Source organism: Dokdonella fugitiva, assembly GCF_014138265.1.
In the GTDB taxonomy this organism is placed as follows: Bacteria; Pseudomonadota; Gammaproteobacteria; order Xanthomonadales; family Rhodanobacteraceae; genus Dokdonella_A; species Dokdonella_A fugitiva_A.
Genome location: NZ_JACGXL010000001.1, coordinates 438,224 through 460,832, shown reverse-complemented (window position 1 = coordinate 460,832; position 22,609 = coordinate 438,224). Strand labels below are relative to the sequence as shown.

The following is a 22,609-nucleotide window of genomic DNA, read 5'->3' as shown; positions in this document are numbered from 1 at the left end:
CTGACGCCGGGCGGGGGCCGCATTACCATCGCCACAGGAGGGTCCCATGAGCAGCGACAATCCGGAACTGACCCGCGTCATCGCCGCCAGTGCACGGGACTCGGCCGCGCGCGAGGAAGCACTGCGACTCGTCTACGACGACCTGCTGCGCATCGCCCGCGCCGAACTGGGTCGCCATCGGCGCGGCGAGACGCTGAACACGCGCGTGCTCGTCAACGAGGCCTACCTCAAGCTGTTCGAGGGCCATGCCGGCGTGTTCGAGAACCGCGTGCATTTCTTCGCGACCGCGGCGCGTGCGATGCGCCAGGTCGTGATCGACTACGCACGCGCGCGCCTCGCCGAGCGTCGCGGTGGCGGTGCCGAGCATGTTTCGCTCGACGTGCTCGAAGGCGCGCCGTTGCCGGTCGACGAGCAGGCCGCCCAGCTCGTCGGCATGGACCGCGCGATGGAGAAGCTCGCGCTGCTCGACCCGCGCCTCGTGCAGGTCGTCGAGATGCGCTTCTTCGCCGGGCTCGAGGTCAAGCAGATCGCCGAACTGCTCGGCGTGTCCGAACCGACGATCAAGCGCGACACGCGCGCGGCGAAGGCGTTCCTGCAGAAGGAACTCGAGGCGGCCTGAGCGGCTCACGGCTTCTCGAGACCGGTCTGGAAGATGCGGTCGAGGGTGAAGGCCGCGATGCCGAAGTCGTAGTTGTTCGTGTTCATCGTGCGCAGCGCGGCGCCCGCGACGAGGATCCGGCCCTGCTGCAGCGCCATCGCGGTGCCGACTTCCTGGTGGCCGGGCAGGCCGAGGTCGTGGACCGCGTAGCCCGAAGGAGCGGTGAACTCCGCGGTATCCAGCGCAAGCGCGGGATCGAGGCGCGCGAGGAAGAGGTCCGTCGGTCCGTCCTCGATCGCCCGGTGGGCGCCGGCGACGAGCCAGCGACCGTCGGCCTGGCGCAACAATGTCGTGAAGTGGACGTCATGGCCGATGTGGTAGTCGCCGCCGCCGTTGTGTGGGCAGGAGACGCCGCCGCCGCTCTTCAGGTAGCAATGGGTTTCGCCATAGGTGCCCGACGTTTCGTAGTGGTTGCCGATGGCGACGTAGTTCGTCCATTGGGGGTCCCAGATCACGTCCGTGAAGTCCATTTTCGAACTGGGCGAACGTGCGTAGCCGTGATTTCCCGAGAATGCCGTGTCGACGACGCCGTCGGCGCCGACATGCACGAGCACGCCGAAGTGCACGGCGTTGGCGTCGTAGGCCGAGCCGGCGGTGATGAATGAGCCATCCGGGTTGAGGCGGATCCGCGTCGCGTCGAACGACACGAACGGTGCGCCCGTATAGGTCGTCTTGCCCGCATTGCCGAAGCCGGTGTCGAGTGCGCCGTTCGGCTGCAGTCGCGTGATCGCGAGCGTCGTGCCGGTGTCGCTCGAGGCATAGCCGGCGAGGACGATCTTGCCGTCGGGCTGCACGAGGATCGAGTTGGCGGTGTCGGTGTGGAAACCGCCGACGTTGAAGTCGGGCTGGCTGCACGCAGTCTGGCCGCCCGCGAAGTTGGCGAGGGTGCCGTCGGGAGCGAAGCGGCAGACGAGGAAGCTCGTGTCCGTGCCGGAGATCAGTTTCGATCCGGCGACGAGCAGGTAGCCCTGTGCATCGAACGCCGCGCTCGTCACGGTGATGGAGGTCTGCCCGGTCGGGGCGACGACACGCGCGTTCATGTCGGTGCCGTACGACTCGTCGGCCGCGCCGCTGGCGAGGAGGCGCACGATACCGATCTTCCGTCCGGTCGAGGTGTCGACGTCGCCGACGAGGTAGCTGCGTCCCGCGCCATCGACGACGATCGCGCGGGCGTAGTCCTTGTTGGTGGCGCCACGGTCGAACGCGACGACGTTCTGGCCGCTGCCGCCGCCGAACGAGGTGTCGAGGACCCCATCGACGGCCTGCGCGCGTGCCTGCGTCGCGGCGGCGATGGCGAGGGGAAGGACGAACAACGAGGACGTGCGCATGGCGGGCTCCGGCGGACATTCGGCGGTGATCGCCGTCGTCCTCACGTACGCAATGCGGACGGGGCAGGGATCATCCACGGCTAGAATGGCGTGATGACAACACTGCCCCTGCTGCATGCCGACGACGACGTGCTCGCGATCGACAAGCCCGCAGGGCTCGCGGTCCATCGCAGCCGTCTCGTCGGCGCCGACGACGACTACCTCATGGATCGCCTGCGCCTGCAGGTCGAAGGGCCGCTGCATGCGGTGCATCGCCTCGATCGCGCGACCAGCGGCGTGCTGCTCGTCGCGCGCAACGCGGCGGCGGCTGCCGACCTCGGTCGCCAGCTGATGGCGCGCTCGGTGGAGAAGACCTATCTCGCGGTCGTGCGCGGCTGGCCTGCGGAAACCGGCGAGATCGACTACCCGCTGTCGGGGTCCAGCCTCAGCGGCGAGGCCAAGCCGGCGCTCACGCGCTGGCGCAGGCTCGCGACGGTCGAGGTGCCGATCGCCCAGGGCCGCTATCCGCAGCAGCGCTATTCGCTGCTCGAGGTGTCGCCCGAAACCGGCCGCTACCGGCAGATCCGGCGCCATTTCCATCACATCTCGCACCACCTGCTCGGCGACACGAGCCATGGCCGCGGCGACCACAACCGGCTGATCCGCCAGCACTACGGCGTGCACCGCTTGCTGCTGCACGCCTGGCGGCTAGAGGTGCGCCATCCGACGACGGGCGAGCCCCTGTTGCTCGAGGCACCGCTCGATCCGGCCTGGGAGCGGCTGCTCGGCGCGTTCGGCTGGGAAGGCGCGCTGGTCGGGCATGCGATCCACGCGTAGGCCGGACGACGGAAGTCGGCCGGCGCATGCGGCCAAACCGCGCAGGAGCCTCGCAGCGGGAATGGGCGGGTGGCGATGAGGTCGATACCCCTGTAAAATAGGGCATGCGCATACTCACCGACGCCCTCACGTTCGACGACGTCCTGCTCGTACCGGCCCATTCGGCCGTCCTTCCGCGCGACGTCGACCTCTCCACCCGGCTCACCCGCAGGATCCGCCTGAACCTGCCGATCATTTCGGCGGCGATGGATACCGTGACCGAGGCACGCCTCGCGATCACGATGGCCCAGTGCGGCGGCATGGGCATCATCCACAAGAACATGACGATCGAACGCCAGGTCGCCGAAGTGCGACTGGTCAAGAAGTTCGAGGCCGGAGTGATCCGCGACCCGATCACGGTCGAACCACTCACCTCGATCCGCGACGTCATGCAGCTGACCCGGCGCCACAACATCTCCGGCGTGCCGGTCGTCGAGGGCGAACAGCTCGTCGGCATCGTCACCAACCGCGATCTGCGCTTCGAGAAGAAGCCCGAGGATCCGGTCAAGAACATCATGACGCGCAAGGAACGCCTGGTCACGGTCAAGGAAGGCGCGGCCGAGGACGAAGTGCTCGCGCTGCTGCACCGGCACCGTATCGAGAAGGTGCTCGTCGTCGACGACGCGTTCCGCCTGCGCGGCCTGATCACCGTCAAGGATATCCAGAAGGCGCGCGACAATCCGAACGCGTGCAAGGACGCGCACGAACGCCTGCGCGTCGGCGCCGCGGTCGGCGTCGCCGGCGACACCGAACAGCGCATCGCCGCGCTGGTCGAGGCCGGCGTCGACGCGATCATCGTCGACACCGCGCACGGCCACTCGCAGGGCGTGATCGAGCGCGTGCGCTGGGTGCGCAAGACGTTCCCGGACATCTCGCTGGTCGCCGGCAACATCGTGACCGGCGACGCCGCGCGCGCGCTCGTCGATGCGGGCGTCGACGCGGTCAAGGTCGGCGTCGGTCCCGGCTCGATCTGCACGACGCGCATCGTCGCGGGCGTCGGCGTGCCGCAGGTCTCCGCGGTCGGCATGGTCGCCGAGGCCCTCAAGGACAGCGACGTCGGCCTCATCGCCGACGGCGGCATCCGCTACTCGGGCGACATCGCCAAGGCGATCGCGGCGGGCGCGGACTGCGTGATGATCGGCGGCATGTTCGCCGGCACCGAGGAGGCGCCGGGCGAGGTCGAGCTGTACCAGGGCCGTTCGTACAAGAGCTATCGCGGCATGGGGTCACTCGGCGCGATGGAGAAAGGCTCGAAGGACCGCTACTTCCAGGACGAGGCGGACGCCGACAAGCTCGTGCCCGAAGGCATCGAGGGACGCGTGCCGTATCGCGGTCCGCTGCGCAACATCGTGCACCAGCTGTCGGGCGGCCTGCGCGCGTCGATGGGTTACGTCGGCTGCGCGACGATCGAGGACATGCGCACGCGGCCGCAGTTCGTGCGCATCACCAGTGCCGGCGTGCGCGAGTCGCACGTGCACGACGTGACGATCACGAAGGAAGCCCCCAACTACCGCCTGGATTGAACGTGCGCACCACGCCGATGCTCCTCGCCGCGCTGTTCGCCATCCCGTGCAGCGCGGCCAGCGACGAACCACCGACGCAACTGCGCATCCAATTCGACGGCCGGGAGTACGTGACGAGCGCCGGCGCGCCGATCGAGGTCGACGTCGGTGGCAGGAAGGCGAGGCTGCGCGTCGACGAGATGCCGTGGCGGCATTTCGTGCAGGGCTCGCTGCAATTCGACTATCCGCGGCATTTCCCGTGGGAGAGCGATCCGTCGCCGCCACGCAGCTGGACGCTCGACGGCAACGACGCCGTGATCATGGTGTTCGAGCAGCCGGCCACGCAGGCGCGCGATCCGGAAGACGTCGCCGCGGGCTTCGAGAAGACGCTCGGCGCGAAGGCGCCCGCCGAGCATGCGAAGGCCGTGCTGCGCACCGAACACGCCGGTACGCTCACCGGCGTCGCCTCGACGGTGCGGCTGGCGACGAGCACGATCAGCCACGAAGTGTTCGCGCTCGGCAAGGGCGACCATGCCTGGCTGCTCGTGCTGCAGGACGCGCTCGACGAGCAGGGCGACCACAGTTCCGAATACATCGAGATGCGCAAGCGCCTCTCCGCAACCCTGGAGTTCTGATCCTTGGACCGCATCCACCAGGACCGCATCCTCATCCTCGACTTCGGCGCGCAGTACACGCAGCTGATCGCGCGCCGCGTGCGCGAGCTCGGCGTCTACTGCGAGATCTGGGCATGGGACCACGACCCTGCCGAGATCGCCGCGTGGGGTGCGAAGGGCATCATCTTCTCCGGCGGCCCCGAGTCGACCACGCTCGCCGGTGCACCGAAGGCGCCGCAGGCCGCGTTCGACAGCGGCCTGCCGATCCTCGGCATCTGCTACGGCATGCAGACGATGGCCGCGCAGCTCGGCGGGGCGACCGAAGCGGCCGACGCGCGCGAGTTCGGCCATGCGCGCGTGGAGATCGTCGCGAAGGACGCCTTGCTCGCCGGGCTCACCGATCACGCGCCGACCGCGGCGCTCGACGTCTGGATGAGCCATGGCGACCACGTCGCTGCAGCGCCGCCCGGCTTCGTCGTGACCGCGAAGACCGACCGCATTCCGGTCGCCGCGATGGCGAACGAAGCGAAGCGCTGGTACGGCGTGCAGTTCCATCCGGAAGTCACGCACACGAAGCAGGGCAGTGCGCTGTTGCAGCGTTTCGTCACCGAGATCTGCGGTTGCGCGACCCTGTGGACCGCGGCCAACATCATCGAGGACCAGATCGCGCGCGTGCGCACGCAGGTCGGCGACGATCGCGTGCTGCTCGGCCTCTCCGGCGGCGTCGATTCGTCGGTCGTCGCCGCGCTGCTGCATCGGGCGATCGGCGACCGCCTCACCTGCGTGTTCGTCGACACCGGCCTGCTGCGCTGGAAGGAAGGCGACCAGGTGATGGCGACGATGGCGGAGCACATGGGCGTGCACGTGATCCGCGTCAACGCGGCGGATCGCTTCTACGCCGCGCTCGACGGCGTCGCCGACCCCGAAGCGAAGCGCAAGATCATCGGCCGCCTGTTCGTCGAGGTGTTCGACGAGGAGTCGCACAAGCTCGAAGGCGTGAAGTGGCTCGCGCAGGGCACGATCTATCCCGACGTGATCGAGTCGGCCGGCAGCAAGACCGGCAAGGCGCACGTGATCAAGTCGCATCACAATGTCGGCGGGCTGCCCGAGCAGATGAAGCTCAAGCTGGTCGAGCCGCTGCGCGAGCTGTTCAAGGACGAGGTGCGGCGCATCGGCGTCGAGCTCGGCCTGCCGCGCGAGATGGTCTATCGCCACCCGTTCCCGGGTCCCGGCCTCGGCGTGCGCATCCTCGGCGAAGTGAAGCGCGAGTACGCGGACATCCTCGCGCGCGCCGATGCGATCTTCATCGAGGAACTGCGCAAGGCCGACCTGTACGACCGCACGAGCCAGGCGTTCGCGGTGTTCCTGCCGGTGAAATCCGTCGGCGTGGTCGGCGACGCGCGCGCGTACGAGTGGGTGGTCGCGCTGCGCGCGGTCGAGACGATCGACTTCATGACCGCGCACTGGGCGCACCTGCCGTACGACTTCCTCGGCACGGTGTCCAACCGCATCATCAACGAGATCCCGCACGTCTCGCGCGTCGTCTACGACATCAGCGGCAAGCCGCCGGCGACGATCGAGTGGGAGTGAAGGGGGCTCGGGGAGCTTCTTCGAGCGTTCTACCCGTCTTCAAGGGCGGAATGCACCGCGATCCATGTCGCTGGCGCTCGCCTTGACTTTTGTATGGGACCTGACATTATTGTCAGGTGGCTAACAATACCAGCGACATTCACCACGGGTCCGTCGCCACTTGGGCAAAGCGGTGCTACCTCGCGGGTCGCGCCGCGATGGAGGCGATGCTTCGCCCCTACGATCTGGGCGCCACGCAGTGGTACGTGCTCCACCATCTGGCGCAGGATGGACCCATTCCGCAGCGCGACCTGGTGAGAGTCCTCGAGGTCGAGCGGGCGACGTTGAGCGCGGTTGTTGCCGTGCTCGTCCGCAAGGGGCTGGTCGAGCAGGTGCCCGACGGCATCGACCAGCGGCAAAAGCGTCTGCGGATGAGCAAGGCGGGCCTCAAACTCTGGAACGCGTTGCCCGATCTGGCGGCCATTCATCGGGTCGCATTCGCCGGCATGGACAAAGCCGCCGTTGCCGCAGCGATCGACATTCTCAAGACGGCGACCGAGCGGCTCGAGAAGTTTTCGGAAGGGAAGTGACGCATGGCCGTCCTTGTAACCGGCGCGACTGGACTGGTTGGGAGCCGCCTGCTGCCTCGCCTCGTCGCGGCGGGCGTGGAGTGCCGCGCCCTCGTGCGCGGGCGCAGCGAGCTTCCTGAGGGCGTGACGGGCGTCGAGGGCGATCTTTTCGATCGTTCGATCCTGGGGCAGGCGGTCGAAGGTATCTCGGACGTCATCCATCTCGCGGCGGTTTTCCGCACACCCGACACCGACCTCATCTGGAAGAGCAATCTCGAAGGGACGCGAAATCTCATCACGGCGGTGAAGGAGCGCGCGCCGGCTGCGCGTTTCATCCTTGCGAGCACCAGCAACGTGTACGACGCCGACAGCGCTCATCCTGGACGCGAGGACGATGCGGTCCATCCAAGACACGCCTATCCCGCCAGCAAGGTCGCGGCCGAGGACGCGTTGCGGCAAAGCGGTCTGACCTGGGCGGTGCTGAGGTTTCCGTTCGTTTACGGCGACTGCGATGGCCATCTGGAAGAACTGCCCAAGCACGCCATTGCAGGCAAGTGGCATCCGGCCAAGCGGATCAGCACGATCCATCATCGCGACATCGCCACGGCGATCAATCTGGCCATGGACGGCATGTTCGATGGCCGCATCGCCAATGTTACCGACGAGGCACCGAGTTCGATCCATGAGCTCGCCGCGCTGGTTGGCGTGACGCTGGAGTCTTCGGCTGCGCCGCTGGAGAACCCCTGGCATCTGCACGTGGATGGCACGCGCGCGCGCAGCCTGGGTTTTCGTCCCCACGTACGGACGGTGTACCAGGCCCTCGAGCAAGGGCTCATGTAACCGACGCGATGGAGAATCGCGGGCCACGGGCGACTCGCGCGGCGCGAGCGTCCAAGCGCTTCGCTACCCTCAGTTCTCGTTCGTGGGAAGCAAACCAGCCACGAAGTCGATGAACGCCCGCACCTTCGCCGCGCGATGATGGCGGGACGGATACAGCACGTAGAGCGGGAAGCGCTCGTCCGGCCAGTCCGGGAAAATCTCGACGAGCCGTCCATCGTGGATCGGGGCACGAGTGGCGAATTCGAGCACCTGGGCGATGCCGCAGCCGGCGAGGCAGGCGCCGAGCAAGGTCGGCGCATCCGAGGTCATGAGTCGCGCGTCGACACGCACGGGCAGGGTTTCGCCGTTGCGCTGGAACACCCAGTCATAGGCGCGCGCATGCGCGGCGTCCCAGAAGTCGATCGTTGCATGGTCGGCGAGTTCGCCCGGGTGCGTGGGATGTCCATGAGCATCGAGATAGTCCGGCGACGCGACCGTGAGCACGCGCGTTTCGAACAGCTTGCGCGCGACGAACGAGCCGTTCGGTGGTTCGCCAAAGCGCAGCGCGAGGTCGAAGCCATCCGCCACGAGATCGCCGACCGAGTCGCGCATGATGAGCTCGAGCCGCACGTGTGGATGGCGTTCGAGGAAATGCGCGGCATTCTCGGCGAGCACCACCTGCGAGAAGAACGGATCGACATTGACGCGTAGCCGGCCGCGCACGACCGTCGCCGAGCCGCTCGCTTCCTGCGCCGCCTCCTCGATGCCGTCAAGCAGCGGGCCCAGTCGTTCGTAGAAGCGGCGGCCCTCGTCGGTGAGGTGCATCGTTCGCGTCGTCCGGTCGAGCATTCGCACGCCGATGCGGGATTCGAGGCGCTGGATCGCCCGGCCGACGCCGGAGGGCGTCAGCCCGAGCCCGTCGGCCGCGCGCGTCATCGACCCTGCTTCGACCACGGCCATCAGCACCGTCACGCCCGAGAGCAGCCGCCCGTCGTATGCCATGGATATTCCTTACTTGAAATCCATTCAATAGTGACATAACGGCGCTGGAGTCGCTAAATGGTCTCTGGAAAGATGGATTGGATCGGCAGCACGCCTGCCTCCACCGCTTCCAACCAGAAGGACGAAACATGTTCGCGATCACCGCAATCACTGGCCGCGTCGGCGACGCACTCGCCGAAACACTGCTGTCGAAGGGGCAGAGCGTCCGCGCCGTGGTCCGCGACAGGAACAAGGGCGAGCCCTGGGCTGCCCGAGGCTGCGATATCGCCATCGCGGACATGAACGATGCGGGGCCGCTCACACAGGCATTGGCAGGAGTCGAGGGTGCTTTCATCCTGTTGCCGCCGCTGTTCGATCCGAGCCCCGGCTTCCCCGAAACACGCGCGATGATCGCGATCATTCGCGAAGCCCTGGAGCAGGCCGCTCCGCCGAAGGCAGTCGTCCTTTCGACGATCGGCGCCGATGCGATGCAGCCGAATTTGCTCAGTGGCCTTCGCTTCCTTGAGGAAGCGCTGGCAAGCCTGGAGATGCCGCTCACGTTCCTGCGCGCGGCCTGGTTCATGGAGAACGCCGAGTGGGACATCGCCTCGGCGCGCGACGAGGGCGTCATCCGATCCTGTCTGCAGCCGCTGGAGCGACCCGTGCCGATGATTGCAATCGCTGACGTCGGCCGCACTGCGGCCGAACTGCTGCTGGAGAAATGGAACGGCAAGCGCGTGGTCGAACTGCAAGCCGGGGAACGCGTGTCGCCGAACCGGATCGCCGCCGCATTCGGCAAGGCGCTCGGACGCGATGTGAAGGCCGAGATCGTCGCGCGCGAGACCTGGGAGGCGATCTTCCGGGCCCAAGGCATGAACAACCCCGTGCCGCGCATGCAGATGCTCGACGGTTTCAACGAAGGCTGGATCGACTTCCGCGACCAGGGTGCACATGCACGCAAGGGCCGCATCGGGATCGACGACGCCATCGCGAGCCTCGTTGCAGGAAAAGGATAAGTCAGCGCGAATCGAATCGCCGATCAAGCCTCGACATGCGAGTTCGATCCATGGGGGCCAGCCGTGGCTACGTGGTGCCTTGGCGAGCGAGGGGCATTTGTGCGGCATAATTCCGCACCTGAGGATTCAAATCATGCCCAGTGGCTGGCGCGCGCCGAACGACGGGTATACGCGTGCCGGATGCAGCCGACGTGTGCCGCTTCCGCGTCCCAGACAATATTATCGAAATGTCGAACATGCGTGACGGTTTTTCGTGAAAGGGGAAATGGACCAAACCATGGCGTCCGGGCGCGATCCCGGCATGAATGCGGGAGCGGACGCCGATGCCGCGTGGATGCGGCGCGCGCTCGAACTCGCGCGCCACGCCGAGGAACACGATGGCGAAGTGCCGGTCGGCGCCGTGCTCGTGCTCGACGGCGCGATCGTCGGCGAAGGCTGGAACCGCAACATCACGCTCGACGACCCGACCGCGCATGCCGAAGTGCAAGCGCTGCGCGATGCCGGCCGCCGGCTCGGCAACTACCGTTTTCCGGGCTCCACGCTGTACGTGACGCTCGAGCCCTGCGTGATGTGTGCCGGCGCGATCATCCACGCGCGCGTCGCGCGCGTCGTCTACGGCGCGACCGACCCGAAGACCGGCGCGGCCGGCAGCGTGTTCGATACGCTCGTCAGCGATCGCCATAACCACCGCACCGCGGTCGTCGGCGGCGTACTCGCCGAGGAAGCGGCGGGATTGCTGACGCGCTTCTTCCGCTCGCGCCGTTGAGGCCGACCGACCGCTGCCATCGAGGTCGCCCGTGCTTTGAATAGTTCGCAATGCCTATTATGTAAAATAATAAGCGCACCAGCAATGGACCTGACCGCCACGCCGGCGCCTACCCAAGAAAACCCGCTACTCCGTCGTGATCGCAGGCGTCAGACAGCCGCGGCGCGAATGATCAGCCCCGCAATCTCCTGCGGATGCGATATCAGCGACAGATGGCTCGCGTCGACCTCGATCGTCGTGGCACCCATGCGCTTCGCCATGAAGCGCTGCAGGTCGGGATCGATCGTCCTGTCCCGCTTGGAAACCGCGTAGAAGCTCGGCTTCGAGCGCCATGCGGCGTGCCGGGTCATGCCGGTCAGCAACGTCTTCTGAAACGGTGCCTGCGCTGCGTAGAGGACCTTCGCACGGGCAGCCGGCAGGTCGCCTGCGAAGTCGCGCAGGAACGCGGCCTCCGACAGTCGACCTTCGTCGCCGTCAAAGACGATGCCGGCGGAGGCCGGCGGCGTCGGGAATCGTTTCGCGAGTGCGGCGTAATCTTCGCCGACATCGGGCGCGCGTGCGGCTACGTACACCACCGCGGACACCTTCGGATCGGCGCCGACTTCGGTCACGATCATGCCGGAGAACGAATGCCCGACGAGGACGGTCGGTCCCTCCTGGCGCGCGAGCACGCGCTGCGCCGCCGCCACTGCATCATCGAGCGTCGTGAGCGGGTTCTGCACCGACGTCACGTTCAGGCCCTCGCCTTGCAGCCGGGGAATCACTTCGCTCCAGCAGGAACCATCGGCGAAGAGGCCGTGAACGAGGACGACGTTCTTCGCGCCGTGACCGGCAGCGGAGCGAACGAGTCCTGGAACCAGCGACAACGCGGCTCCCACGGCGAGCGAGAGACCGAATGTGCGACGGCCGATGTCCGGCGAATGCGTGGACGAAGTTCCGCCGCTTGCGAAGATGGCGCGCATAGGGTGTCTCCTGCCGGTCATGATGACGTTTGTATGCTTCAGCGCTGCGCCCACAGGTTCTCGTCGAGCGCCGCGGGCGTGAGTCCACCAAGAGGGATCGGCGACGCATGGTACGAGTCCCGCGTTCGCACCATCCGTGGGCATGATGCGCCTCGTGTGCCGTATTGCAACGGTGGCACGCGGGTCTCGCGGCGAATGGCGGTGGCGGATACTCGACGATGGTCTGATCGTCAAACCGGCGATCGGCGAATAGGATGCTCGCGGTCCACGACCCGCTGGGGAGGTGTGCGACTACCCCGATGTTGCGCGCCCGCGTCGTGCGGTCGTTGCCGCGCCCCAAAAAGGGGCGGAGCATGCCGGCGCGCATCGCCCCCTGCGTCTACCTCGATACGCAACGCATGCTCGTTTTGGACCGCGGATGCGATCCGGATCGTCCTGTCATCCGCAGCCGGCGTCCTGAGTTTCCGTCAACCTGGTCGAGAGGAACAAGCCATGACGCGTTCCATCCGTGACTCCGCTTCACCCGACGCTGCGCGACGCCAGGTGCTCGCTGCCGGCGCTGCGATCGGCGCGGGCATCGTGCTGTCGCCGCTGCTGGGCACCGCGCCAGCACGGGCACACTCCCCTTCCCCTACCCATAGCGCAGGAGTATCCCCGATGAGCTCGACCATCACGACCAAGGGCGGCGTGGAGATCTTCTACAAGGACTGGGGTCCGAAGGACGCCACGCCGATCGTGTTCCATCACGGCTGGCCGCTCAGCGCCGACGACTGGGACAACCAGATGCTGTTCTTCCTGTCGAAGGGTTTCCGCGTGATCGCGCACGATCGTCGCGGGCACGGTCGGTCGACGCAGACCGACAGCGGCAACGAGATGGATACGTACGCCGCCGACGTGCAGGAGCTCACCGACCATCTCGATCTCAAGGGCGCGATCCACGTCGGACATTCGACCGGTGGTGGCGAAGTCGCGCACTACGTCGCGCGCGCGAAGGCGGGTCGCGTCGCCAAGGCCGTGCTGATCGGCGCCGTGCCGCCGATCATGCTGAAGACGCCCGCGAACCCGGGCGGCCTGCCGCTCGAAGTGTTCGACGGCTTCCGCAACGCGCTCGCCGCCAATCGCGCGCAGTTCTACCTCGACGTGCCGAGCGGGCCGTTCTACGGCTACAACCGCGCCGGAGCGAAGGTCGATCAGGGCGTGATCTGGAACTGGTGGCGCCAGGGCATGATGGGCGGCGCGAAGGCGCACTACGACTGCATCAAGGCATTCAGCGAGACCGACTTCACCGAGGACCTGAAGAAGATCGCCGTGCCGACACTGGTCATGCACGGCGAGGACGACCAGATCGTGCCCATCGCCGACTCGGCACTGCTGTCGGCGAAGCTGCTGAAAAACGGTACGCTGAAGACGTATAAAGGCCTCCCGCACGGCATGTGCACGACGCATCCGCAGGTCGTGAATCCGGACCTGCTCGCGTTCATCAAGGGCTGAGTCGGCGATGGTGAGTGCGATCGGCGCAGCACCGCCGATCGCACGCGATGGTTCGCGCGAACGATCCCTGCCGTGTCGGGGCCGTTCGCGCGACGACCGATCCGCGGTAACGAACCGAGATGACGTCACGCTTCTCCTCCCGCCTGACCCCACCCACGGAGCTCGCCATGGACCCGATCGCCCTCCTCTATCCGCACGTTGCGCTCAGCCTGGTCGGCATCATCAGCGGATTCGTCGTGATGCGCGATTTCCTGCAGGCGCGATTCCGTCCGGGTCCCGTGTGGGTGTTCCTGGTGACGACGGCACTGACGAGCGCGACCGGCTACCTGTTCCAGCGCGACCACGTCCTGCCTTCGCACATCGTCGGCGCGATCGCGCTGCTCGTGATGGTGCCGACCTGGCTGGCATGGCAGCCGTATCGTCTGGCCAATGGCTGGAGGCGCACGTTCGTCCTCGGGGCGACGGTGAGCCAGTGGTTCAACGTGTTCGTGCTCGTCGCGCAATCGTTCCTTAAAGTGCCGGCGTTGCACGAACTCGCACCGAAGGGCGCGGAACCTCCGTTCGCGATCGCCCAGGGCGTCGTCCTGCTGCTGTTCATCGCCGTCGCGGTGATCGCGTGGCGTCGGAACGGACCCACGCCGGTTCGCGCCCGCTGAAGTCGCGCGACGGGGGTGCGCGTCGATCTACGCGGCAGGCGAACGGAATATCGCTGCGAGCAGTCACAGGAATCCGCACACGGCGATCCCGCCATGGACGAGCACGAGCCATTTCGGCAGCGGAATCGCCTTCCAGTGGAAGTTGAGGTTCAGCGTGACACCACCGACCCCGGCGACGAGGAATAGCAGGAATGCGCCGTTCGCGAGCGAGGGCAATCCCGTCGTCAGCGCCGCGTAGAGCAGCAGCGTCACCGCCGCGGCCGAGAGGAAACCGTGGAGCATCGCGAGCGCGATCGGCGGATGCGGTTTGCCGCCGAAGCGGATCAGCGCCATCGTGATGCCGCCGGCGGCCGAGACGGCGAGCAAGACCGCGGCCGTTCAGGCTTCCGGTTCCGGCCCGACGATCACGGTTTCGAGCCTGGCCGGCTGCAGCGCGGCCGCGACACGTTGCAGCTGCGGCGTCGAAACCGCGGCCAGCGCCTCGACGAAGGCGTCGACGTGCACGACGCCGGCGCCGCGCTCGAGATTGCGCAGCAGGAAGGCGCCCATGCCCTGCAGGCTCGCCGCATCGACGAGCAGCGCGCCGATCGCCGCTCGTCGCTGTCGATCGAGCTCGTCCGTCGCGATGTCGCCGTCGGCGAAGCGTTCGAGTTCCGCTCGCGTCGCGGCGATGCCGCGCTCGAGCTTGTCCTCGCCGAGCGCAATGGCGACCCGCCACAGGCCGTCGAGGTCGGATTGCGGGTCGATCAGCTCCGAGCGCACCGAGTACGTGAGCGCCTGCCGTTCCCGCAGGCTCGCGACGAGGCGTGAGGCATAGCTGCCGCCGAGGATCCGGTTCGCGAGCCACGCAGTCACGCCGTCGGCCACATCGAACGTGAGTCGCGTACCGATCAGCACGCTCGAACTCGTGCTGCCGGAATGAGGGATGCGCGTCGTTTCGCCGCGCGGCGGGATCGCGCCCGCATCGGTGCCTGTGATTGGCCTGCGCGGCGGTCGCCAGGTACGCAGGTGTTGCTCGAATTCGACCGCGCACGAAGATGGATCGAATCCACCGAGTGCGACGACGAGCAGCTCGTTGGCGCCGAACAGTGCCTCGTGGCACGCGCGCACGTCGTCGACGCCGAGCGCTTCGAGCCAGTCGATTCGTTGCTCGAGCGACGGCTCGTGGTGCGGATGCCCCGCCTCGAACAGGCGCCGTGACAACACGGCGGAGGCCAGCATGTGCGGATCCTGCGCGGCGTAGCGCAGTTCGGCGGCGAGCTGCGCGCGTTCGCGAACGACGTCCTCCGGGTCGAAACGCGGCTCGCGCAGGCACTGTGCGAGCAGGGGCGCGAGCATCGGCAGGTCGTCGGCGCACGCGAGCGCCGAGAATGCGATCCTCGCCGTGCCTGCTTCGAAGGACAACGATGCACCGCGGCGCTCGAGCGCGTCGGCGATGCTGCGTCGATCACGCCGCACCGTGCCGCAGCCGAGCAACCGCGTCGTCAGCTGCTGCAGCAACGCCATCCGGCCGTCGCCGCGCGGCGTGCGGAACGAGCCGGTGAGTGCGGCGAGTGGCGACTCGTCGAAGCGCATGCCGACGAAACGGCCGCAGTCGAGCGCGAGATCCCGGGCCGCGCGCCGCGGCGGTGCGCGATCGAACGATGGCTTCGCGTTCACGCCGCGTCCCCGCTGCCTGCGACGAATCGGGCGAGCACGTGCGCATCGTCGCGCAGATGGAGCGCCGCGACGCGCTGCACGTCCTGCGTCGATACGGCGGCGAGGCGTTCGGAAGCGGTCGCATAGGACGTCCAGTCACCCGCGGCGATCGCCTCGTTGAGCTGCATCGCGATCGCGATCGGGCCGTCGCGCGAGGTGAGCAACTGTCCGCGTGCCTGGCCTTTCACGCGCGCAAGTTCGTCGGCATCGACGCCCTGCGCGCGGATCCGCGCGACGGCAGCGAGCAACGCGCGTTCGACGCGGTCGAATGCGGCCGCGTCGTCGAACGCCGCCTGCACTTCGAACAGGCCCGGGCCACGCAGGCGCGACACGCGCGCCGATACGGCGACGGCGAGGCCGAGTGCGACGAGATCAGCGTGCAGGCGCGACAGCATGCCTCCCGCGAGCACGAGCGCGAGCAGTTCCAGCGCGTCCGTGTCGCGATGCAGGCCGTGCGGGATCGGGTATGCGAGCGCAACCATCGGCATCGCGTCCGACGAAGCGACGTCGACGCGGCGCCTGGCCGGATGCGTCGGCGGAGCGGGAACGTGTGCGTCCGCGTTCCCGCGCGCCGGAATGCCCGCGAAATGCGCGGCGACGATCGCCGAAACGCGCGCGGTGTCGAGATCGCCGACGATCGTGAGTGTCGCGTTGCCCGGATGGCAGTAGCGCCGATGGTGCTCGCGCAGGTCCTCGCGCGAAATCGCCAAGATGTCTTCGCGCACGCCGATCACCGGGACAGCGTATGGATGATCGGCGAATGCGGCGCTCCATACCGCCTGCGCCAGCCGCTCGTTCGGGTCGCCGTCGCGCAGGTCGAACTCGTCGAGCACGATCGCACGCTCGACCTCGAGGTCGTCCGCGTCGAGCAGCGGGTCGCACATGCGGTCCGCTTCGATCGCTGCAGCGAGGTCGAGCTCGGCGATCGGCACGAGATCGAAGTAGTTGGTGCGGTCCAGCCACGTCGTCGCATTCACCTTCGCGCCGACCGCAGGCAGCAGGTCGAGGATCGAGGCGCGCTTGCGCCGGTCGAACGCGCGGCTGCCCTTGAACATCATGTGCTCGAGCAGGTGGCTCATGCCTTTCCGGCCGACGGGATCGTGGCGACTGCCGACATCGTAGGTGAGCATGAGCACGGCGACCGGGGCGGCGTGCCACGGTGCGTGCAGCACGCGCAAGCCATTGCCCGCGGAGCGGTATTCATCGATGCCGCCGACGCGACGAACGGGCTGCAGCGGCGACGCCGCCGCCAAGGTCGGTTCGGCTGGTAAATCGACGATCGCGCTGTCGCCGTGCACGATGGTCACCGCGCAGCGTCGCTTGCGGGCGCGCCGAGCGGCTGTCGCGGACGGTGCCCGAACTGCCGACGGGCGAATTGCCAGGCGAGCAAGGCCTGCAGCGCATTGCCTGCAACGAGGATCCACCAGAGCCGGCTCGGCTCGAACCCGGGCAGCCGCGACGCGAGCGCCGCGGCGGTGACGATCAGCGCCGCGCAGGCGATCTGCGTGTAAAGGCTCGAACGCGTATTGCCCATCCCCGACAGCACCGCGAACACCGCGTACGCACATGCCAGCGGCACGAGGCCCGCGGCGACGATGCGCAGGAACGTCGCCGCCATCGCCGTCACCGCCGCATCGTTCGAGAACAGGCCGCCGATCGCCGGTGCGAACACTTCGATCGCGACGACCAGCAGCGGTGCGGCGAGCAGGCCGAGCTTGAGGCTCGTGCGCAGCGTCTCGCGCACGCGGTCCTCGCGCTCCGCGCCGTGGTTCTGCCCCGCGAGCACGCTCGTCGCGTTGCTCAACGCGAGCAGCGGAATCAGCACGGCCTGGAACACGCGTTGGCCGATGCCGAACGCGGCCTGCTGGTCCTGGCCGAACGAACGGAGCAGCATCGCGATCACGAGCAGGTACGTCGCCGCGACGGCGCCTTCGATGCCGACCGGCAAGCCGATCTTCAAGGCGTCCTTGAGCAGCACAGGCCGCGCGAGCCACGTGCGTGGCGCGAGCGTCAGGTACGAAGCGCCGCGCATCGAATACACGACGAGCCCGGTCATCACCAGCGTCCCGGCCGCGAATGTCGCGAACGCGGCGCCTTCGACGTCGAGGCGTGGCGCGCCGAGCCAGCCGAACACGAAGATCGGCGTGAACACCGCGTTGAGGACGACCATGCAGGTCTGCGCGAACACGCCGACGCGCACGTTGCCGGTGAAGTCGAGTGCGCCCGACAGCACGATGATCGGTACCTGCACGACCAGCGACGGGACGAGCCAGCGTACGTAGCGGGCGATCGACGCGGCGACGTCCGGGTCCGACGACAGCCATGCGCCGAACGTGCCGCGCCCGATCCAGACGATCGCGCCGATCACGGCGACGACGATCAGCGAACAACCGAACGCCTCGTTGAAGATGCCGTTCGCCCGTTCGCGATCGCGTGCACCGACGGCCTGCGCGATGAGGATGCCCGAACCGACACTGATGATCGGCATCAGCGAAAGCAGCAACATCATCGGGATGCCCGCGAGCGTCACGGTCGCCTGCGCGGTCGCGCCGAGGCGCCCGAGCCAATAGATGTTCGCGAGCGACAGCAGCGTCGTCGCCGCCATGTTCAGCTGGAACGCGCCCGCCATCCGCAGCAGGTGCGCGGTGATCGACCCCTGGGTGAGATCCTTCATGCAGTGCCCTCGCGCCGAACCAGCGTGCCGTGGAAATCCTTCGGCCGGACGACCGATGCGACCGCGATCTGGGCGCGTTCGGGGTTCGCGACCTGCAGGCGGTAGCGCGTGCAGAACAGGTGCATGAAGAGCACGAGCTGCGCCATGCCGAGGTTGGCGCCGATGCACGACTTCGGTGCCCAGCCGAACGGGACGTACGGCCCGTGCGGGCAGCGCGCGCCGTTCTCGCTGCCCATCCAGCGTTCCGGGCGGAACACGTCGGCGTCGGTCCAGGTGTCGGCGTCGTGGTGGATGAGGTACGAGCTGAGCAGATAGACCTCACCCTGCTCCATCGACACGCGCTCGTCGCGGATGTCGGTGCGCACGGTGCGCGTCACGAACGGCGGCGAGCTCCAGATGCGCAGGATCTCCTTCACGAACGCGGTCGCCGACGGCGCAAGGCGCGTCGGCGCCTCGCACAATGCGTCGAGCGGGATCGCGCCGAGTTCCGCGTCGAGGCGTGCCTGCCATTCCGGCCGGCGGCTCAGTTCGAGCAGGAGGCAGGCGCCGGCCGCGCCGGGCGAGCCGGTGATCGCGGTGAGCAATGCGGTCACCGCGTCGACGGCGCGACCGATGCCGAGCGTGCCGAGCATGTCCACGACCGGGTCGGCGAGATCCTGCCGGCGCTCGCGCGTGCCGTGCGCGCGACCGCTGAGTTCGCGTCGCACCTCGAGGCCGGCGACGAGCTGGTGGAGCATCATGCGCACGCGGTGTCCGCGAGGCGCGCGGTGCGTGTCGACGTCCGACAACACCCAGCTCACCTTGCTGTGCACCTCGCGCACGACGCGCCGTTGCGCGCGTGGGGCGAGTCCACCGACGATCATCGGGATCAACGGATCGACGACGGCGCGCTCGGCAAGCCATACGAGATCCTGCGGCCGACCGACTTCCGCATCGAGCAGGTCTGCCATGCGCCGCGCGAGGTCGCGCAGGCTCGCCGTCGCGGTCAGGTGGCGCATCTGCTTCGACCAGGCCGAACGCAGCCGTGCCCATGAGAAATCCTCGCTGGTCCGCCCGCGCACGGTATCGACGAAGCCGTCTTGCATCGTGAGGTCGGCGTAATTCGCCGCTTCGATGCGCTGCACCGCGTCGGCATCGAGCACGGCGCAGAATTTCTCGCCGACGCGGAAGATCGGGCCTTCTTCCTGTCGACGTGCGCGCAACGCGCGCAGGTGTTCGGTTTCGACGATCGTCGGATCGCTCATCGTTCGGTCCATCGCGAAGAAGGAAGGAGGGCCGCGCAGCGGCCCTCCCTTGGCGAATCAGATGTTGTGGTACAGCACCCAGCGCCAGGAACCGATGTGGCAGAAGTTGCCGCGTACGCCCAGGGCGGCCTTCAATGCACAGATTGCCTTGCTCATGACGATGCCTCTCGACGGTCGTGACCAGTTTCCGAGCGGCGAAGAAGCACGCCTCGCCTTCCACGCCGCCCGGCGCGAACGCATCCTTGCGCAAAGACGGAGGGCCGCGATGCGGCCCTCCATCGACGACTCAGATGTTGTGGTACAGGTACCAGCGCCAGGTGCCGAGGTGGCAGACGTTGCCGCGAACACCCAGGGCCGCTTTCAACGCGCAGATTGCCTTGCTCATGACTATTTCCTCTTGATGGTTTGATGGCCACGCATCGCGCCTCGGCGGGCCGGCATGCACGGCTCGCCACCGGTGCTCCTTGTCGTCCGCCGCGTGGCGTGCGGACGAAGCGATTGCGTATCGGTCGGCGATCCATGCCGAAGGACGGCGGGCCGCATCGCGGCCCGCCGTCGGCCTCTCAGATGTTGTGGTAGACGTACCAGCGCCACTGGCCGAGCTGACAGAAATTGCCGCGAACGCCGAGAGCCGCTTTCAACGCGCAGATTGCCTTGCTCATGACGAAATACCTCTCCGTGTGGATGATTTCACTGCGTTTGCGCCGTGCCGCGCCGGACGATCCGGCACGCCACCGGTGCTCCTTGCGCGGCCGCACGGCGGTCCGCGATGGTTCCGTGCCGTGGTTTCACGGCGTTCGTGCCTGCAGCTCGAGGCGGAAGCGCGGCGGCGCGAGCGCCGCTGCGACCGTCGGCTTTCCGCCGATCGCTTCGATCGACAGCGTGTTCGATCCGGTGATCGCGTCGAGCATGTCCGCGACGAGCCGGGGACTCAGGTCCGCGGCGACGCAGCGGTGGCGCCCGTGTCCGAACGGGATGAATGCGGGATTGCGCCAGCTCTCCGGATCGGACCAGCGGTTCGGCTCGTACGCGTGCGGCTGCGGCCAGTAGTTCTCGTTGCGATGCACGAGGTACGGACACACGACGACGTCGTCGCCGGGTCGCACCTTCACGTCGCCGAGCACGTGCTCCTGCGACGGTTCGCGTCCGAGTTGCCAGGCCACCGGCCACAGTCGCAGCGCCTCCTGCACGATCCATCCGGAAGGCACGCCCTGCACGGTGTGCATGCCGAGCAGGTAGAGCGACCAGCCGAGCAGGAACCCGACCGAACCGGCGATCGCGAACACGAACGAGAGATATACCTCGGCCAGTTCGTCGAACCGGCGGCCTGGCTCGATCGATGCGGCGACGACGTCGAGCAGGTCGACCGGCGGGTCCCGCGGCGCGGCCTGGCGCGCTTCGATCGCGCGCGACAACTGCAGCGTCGTGCGGAACTGCAGCAGCATGCGGCGCCAGCGCGACTGGTTCGCGCGTGCATTGGCGAGCACCGCACGCTCGACGATCTCGTCGAGCAGCCGCCGCAGCTTGGGCGGTGAATCCGGGGACAGCAGCACCGACGACAGGAAGGCGTAGACGAGGCGATTGCCGCAATCAGGCCACTCGCTCGTCGTCGGCAGGCGCGCGGCGATGAAATCGGCGAGCTGCGCCCTGCCTTGCTCGATGCGCGCGCGCACGAGTTCGCGCGATTCCCGGCGGATCTTCAGCCGCGCCGCTTCCGGTTCGAACAGACCGTGCCGGGTGTGGAAGAAATCCGAGTGCTCGCGATAGCGTCCGTCGTCGTTGCGCAGCACCGAGCGCGCTTCGATCGCGTCGCGCAGGAAGTATTCGTTCGGGCGCACCTCGACGGTGGCCGCCGACGAGCCGGACTCGCCGTCGAGGAACGCGAGCGGGTCGTCTTCGAAGCCGAACGCAACGGTTCTGTTGCCCATGCGCTGCTGCCGTCCCTGATCGTTCGCGTGCGCCACGTCGGGTGAATCCGGCGATTTCCGTACCGTTCACGAGCGAAGCGTCACGCGTCGTCGCCGATTCTTGTCCGACCGATGCTACTACCGCGCTTCGGAATATTTGTGAATTAGTTGTGTGATGGACAACGCAATACTATTGGTTAGAAGCTGCAAAGCATCGCTAAACAAATAGTGGAAATGAATCATGCATTGCCGCATCGCGCGGGGATGGAATCGACGCATGCGCTGCACGGCCGATCGTGCTTCGGTCGCCGGATGGAGATTCGCGTGGATGAGGAGCCGGGTGGGTCGCGCGGAAGCGGCGACGACGGATCGGCGAACGTGACGCGATCAGAAACTCCAGATCACGGAGCCGACCCACGTCGCTTCCGACGGCAACGTCGCGGTGTACGTCTGGCCGAAGTAGTCGTAGGACCAGGTCAGCGAGTCGGTCCAGATGCGGCTCGCATAGAGGTAGACGTCGCCGATGCCGTAACTCGCGCCGATGCTGCCGTAGCGATAGCTGTGTTCGCCGCGCCCGCCCGGCATCGCGATGCCGAGGCCGAGGTCGGCCGAGAGACGGCCGACGAGCGGGCGATGGAAGGTCGTTTCCACCCACGTGGTCCGGTGCGTCTTGCCCGAGCCGCCGAAGTACATGTCGGTCGCGTTCGGCGACCACGCGATCGAAGCACGCCAGAAGCCACGATAGCCGAGCGCGACGTTGACTTCGTCGTAGCGCAGGCCGTCCTCGCGTCCGTGGCGGAATGCGTCGTAATGGACCGCGCCGACCTTCGCGCTCCAGTCGTCGTCGATCTGCCAGCGATGGTCGAGGTAGAGGGCGAGTTGGGCGTTGCGCGAGCGCCCGGGCAGGTGCACCGACGTGGCGCCGGCGCCGAAGACCCAACCGTCACCGAACTCGCAATGCGTGTCGGCGAGCGCGGCGGGTCGTCCGCCGGTCAGGCTGATGCCGCGATACACGTTGTCGGACGACAGGCCGACCGCCCCGCCGCACGGCCCCACCGCGTGTGCCGCCGGCGCCAGGGCGAGCAGGACCGCACCGACCACGGGCGGCCACGAAAGTACGACGAAGACTTTCGATTTTCCGAGAACGTGCCGCAAACGCTGTCATCCCCAGGCAGTGGCGGCGTGCGATCCCTGGCTCGAATCGCGACCGTGATCCGTCGGCAGCCGCCACCATTGCACCCGGGCGGCTCACGGCGCAACCTTTTGGCGTGCAGCGGGTACCCATGCTCGAGGACGGCCA

The 22,609-nt window shown here is 67.6% G+C and carries 21 protein-coding genes; 11 read left to right on the top strand and 10 right to left on the bottom strand.

What is annotated here, in order from left to right:
* Positions 1-46 precede the first annotated feature (46 nt).
* A complete protein-coding gene (locus FHW12_RS02145; RefSeq protein WP_182529340.1) occupies positions 47-619 on the top strand; it encodes an ECF-type sigma factor in 573 nt (190 codons plus the stop codon).
* Between the two features lie 5 nt (positions 620-624).
* On the opposite strand, the gene FHW12_RS02140 is transcribed toward FHW12_RS02145, so the two are convergent.
* Entirely contained in the window at positions 625-1,986 is a 1,362-nt protein-coding gene (locus tag FHW12_RS02140) for a delta-60 repeat domain-containing protein (RefSeq protein WP_182529339.1), read from the bottom strand.
* Between the two features lie 93 nt (positions 1,987-2,079).
* On the opposite strand from FHW12_RS02140, the gene FHW12_RS02135 reads away from it, so the two are divergent.
* The 6 genes from FHW12_RS02135 to FHW12_RS02110 all read left to right on the top strand — a co-directional run bounded on the left by FHW12_RS02135 (position 2,080) and on the right by FHW12_RS02110 (position 7,935).
* Positions 2,080-2,802 (top strand): pseudouridine synthase, encoded by a 723-nt coding sequence (locus tag FHW12_RS02135; RefSeq protein ID WP_182529338.1) that lies wholly within the window; start codon positions 2,080-2,082, stop codon positions 2,800-2,802.
* A 104-nt stretch (positions 2,803-2,906) separates the two neighbouring features.
* A complete protein-coding gene (gene guaB / locus FHW12_RS02130) occupies positions 2,907-4,364 on the top strand; it encodes an IMP dehydrogenase (RefSeq protein ID WP_182529337.1) in 1,458 nt (485 codons plus the stop codon).
* 2 nt (positions 4,365-4,366) lie between these two features.
* Positions 4,367-4,978: a hypothetical protein gene (locus tag FHW12_RS02125; RefSeq protein WP_182529336.1), complete on the top strand. Its 612-nt coding sequence runs from the start codon at positions 4,367-4,369 to the stop codon at positions 4,976-4,978.
* 3 nt (positions 4,979-4,981) lie between these two features.
* Entirely contained in the window at positions 4,982-6,547 is a 1,566-nt protein-coding gene (guaA, locus tag FHW12_RS02120; RefSeq protein WP_182529335.1) for a glutamine-hydrolyzing GMP synthase, read from the top strand.
* 206 nt (positions 6,548-6,753) lie between these two features.
* Entirely contained in the window at positions 6,754-7,116 is a 363-nt protein-coding gene (locus FHW12_RS02115) for a MarR family winged helix-turn-helix transcriptional regulator (RefSeq protein WP_220484282.1), read from the top strand.
* 3 nt (positions 7,117-7,119) lie between these two features.
* On the top strand, positions 7,120-7,935 hold the full coding sequence (locus FHW12_RS02110; protein ID WP_182529333.1) for an NAD-dependent epimerase/dehydratase family protein: 816 nt from the start codon (positions 7,120-7,122) through the stop codon (positions 7,933-7,935).
* A 69-nt stretch (positions 7,936-8,004) separates the two neighbouring features.
* Here FHW12_RS02110 and FHW12_RS02105 read toward each other — a convergent pair whose 3' ends face one another.
* Positions 8,005-8,916, bottom strand: a complete 912-nt coding sequence (locus FHW12_RS02105) for a LysR family transcriptional regulator (protein WP_182529332.1) — start codon at positions 8,914-8,916, stop codon at positions 8,005-8,007.
* A gap of 128 nt (positions 8,917-9,044) precedes the next feature.
* On the opposite strand from FHW12_RS02105, the gene FHW12_RS02100 reads away from it, so the two are divergent.
* Together FHW12_RS02100 and tadA are read left to right on the top strand one after the other, a co-directional pair.
* Positions 9,045-9,911 carry an NmrA family NAD(P)-binding protein gene (locus FHW12_RS02100; protein ID WP_182529331.1) on the top strand — a complete coding sequence of 289 codons (867 nt, stop codon included), beginning with the start codon at positions 9,045-9,047 and terminating at the stop codon, positions 9,909-9,911.
* A gap of 265 nt (positions 9,912-10,176) precedes the next feature.
* Complete coding sequence (gene tadA / locus FHW12_RS02095) at positions 10,177-10,677, top strand: tRNA adenosine(34) deaminase TadA (protein WP_259392799.1); 501 nt, start codon at positions 10,177-10,179, stop codon at positions 10,675-10,677.
* A 149-nt stretch (positions 10,678-10,826) separates the two neighbouring features.
* On the opposite strand, the gene FHW12_RS02090 is transcribed toward tadA, so the two are convergent.
* A complete protein-coding gene (locus FHW12_RS02090) occupies positions 10,827-11,639 on the bottom strand; it encodes an alpha/beta fold hydrolase (protein WP_182529330.1) in 813 nt (270 codons plus the stop codon).
* A gap of 657 nt (positions 11,640-12,296) precedes the next feature.
* Between FHW12_RS02090 and FHW12_RS02085 the strand changes: the two genes are divergently transcribed.
* On the top strand, positions 12,297-13,130 hold the full coding sequence (locus FHW12_RS02085; RefSeq protein WP_259392798.1) for an alpha/beta fold hydrolase: 834 nt from the start codon (positions 12,297-12,299) through the stop codon (positions 13,128-13,130).
* 167 nt (positions 13,131-13,297) lie between these two features.
* Complete coding sequence (locus FHW12_RS02080) at positions 13,298-13,786, top strand: hypothetical protein (protein ID WP_182529328.1); 489 nt, start codon at positions 13,298-13,300, stop codon at positions 13,784-13,786.
* Between the two features lie 63 nt (positions 13,787-13,849).
* Here FHW12_RS02080 and FHW12_RS02075 read toward each other — a convergent pair whose 3' ends face one another.
* The 7 genes from FHW12_RS02075 to FHW12_RS02045 form a co-directional block, all read right to left on the bottom strand.
* On the bottom strand, positions 13,850-14,152 hold the full coding sequence (locus FHW12_RS02075; protein WP_182529327.1) for a hypothetical protein: 303 nt from the start codon (positions 14,150-14,152) through the stop codon (positions 13,850-13,852).
* Between the two features lie 12 nt (positions 14,153-14,164).
* Complete coding sequence (locus tag FHW12_RS02070) at positions 14,165-15,445, bottom strand: M16 family metallopeptidase (RefSeq protein WP_182529326.1); 1,281 nt, start codon at positions 15,443-15,445, stop codon at positions 14,165-14,167.
* The gene (locus FHW12_RS02065; protein WP_182529325.1) at positions 15,442-16,791 is read right to left on the bottom strand and encodes a M16 family metallopeptidase; all 1,350 of its coding nucleotides are present in this window, start codon (positions 16,789-16,791) and stop codon (positions 15,442-15,444) included. The genes FHW12_RS02070 and FHW12_RS02065 overlap by 4 nt, the downstream gene beginning before the upstream one ends.
* Positions 16,788-18,158, bottom strand: a complete 1,371-nt coding sequence (locus FHW12_RS02060; protein ID WP_182529324.1) for an MATE family efflux transporter — start codon at positions 18,156-18,158, stop codon at positions 16,788-16,790. Before FHW12_RS02060 ends, FHW12_RS02065 begins: the two co-directional genes overlap by 4 nt.
* Positions 18,155-19,402: a cytochrome P450 gene (locus tag FHW12_RS02055; protein WP_182529323.1), complete on the bottom strand. Its 1,248-nt coding sequence runs from the start codon at positions 19,400-19,402 to the stop codon at positions 18,155-18,157. Before FHW12_RS02055 ends, FHW12_RS02060 begins: the two co-directional genes overlap by 4 nt.
* A 788-nt stretch (positions 19,403-20,190) precedes the next feature.
* On the bottom strand, positions 20,191-21,330 hold the full coding sequence (locus FHW12_RS02050) for a cytochrome P450 (protein WP_182529322.1): 1,140 nt from the start codon (positions 21,328-21,330) through the stop codon (positions 20,191-20,193).
* Between the two features lie 366 nt (positions 21,331-21,696).
* Positions 21,697-22,410, bottom strand: coding sequence for a TorF family putative porin (locus FHW12_RS02045; RefSeq protein WP_182529321.1), 714 nt, complete (start codon positions 22,408-22,410; stop codon positions 21,697-21,699).
* Between the last annotated feature and the right edge of the window lie 199 nt (positions 22,411-22,609).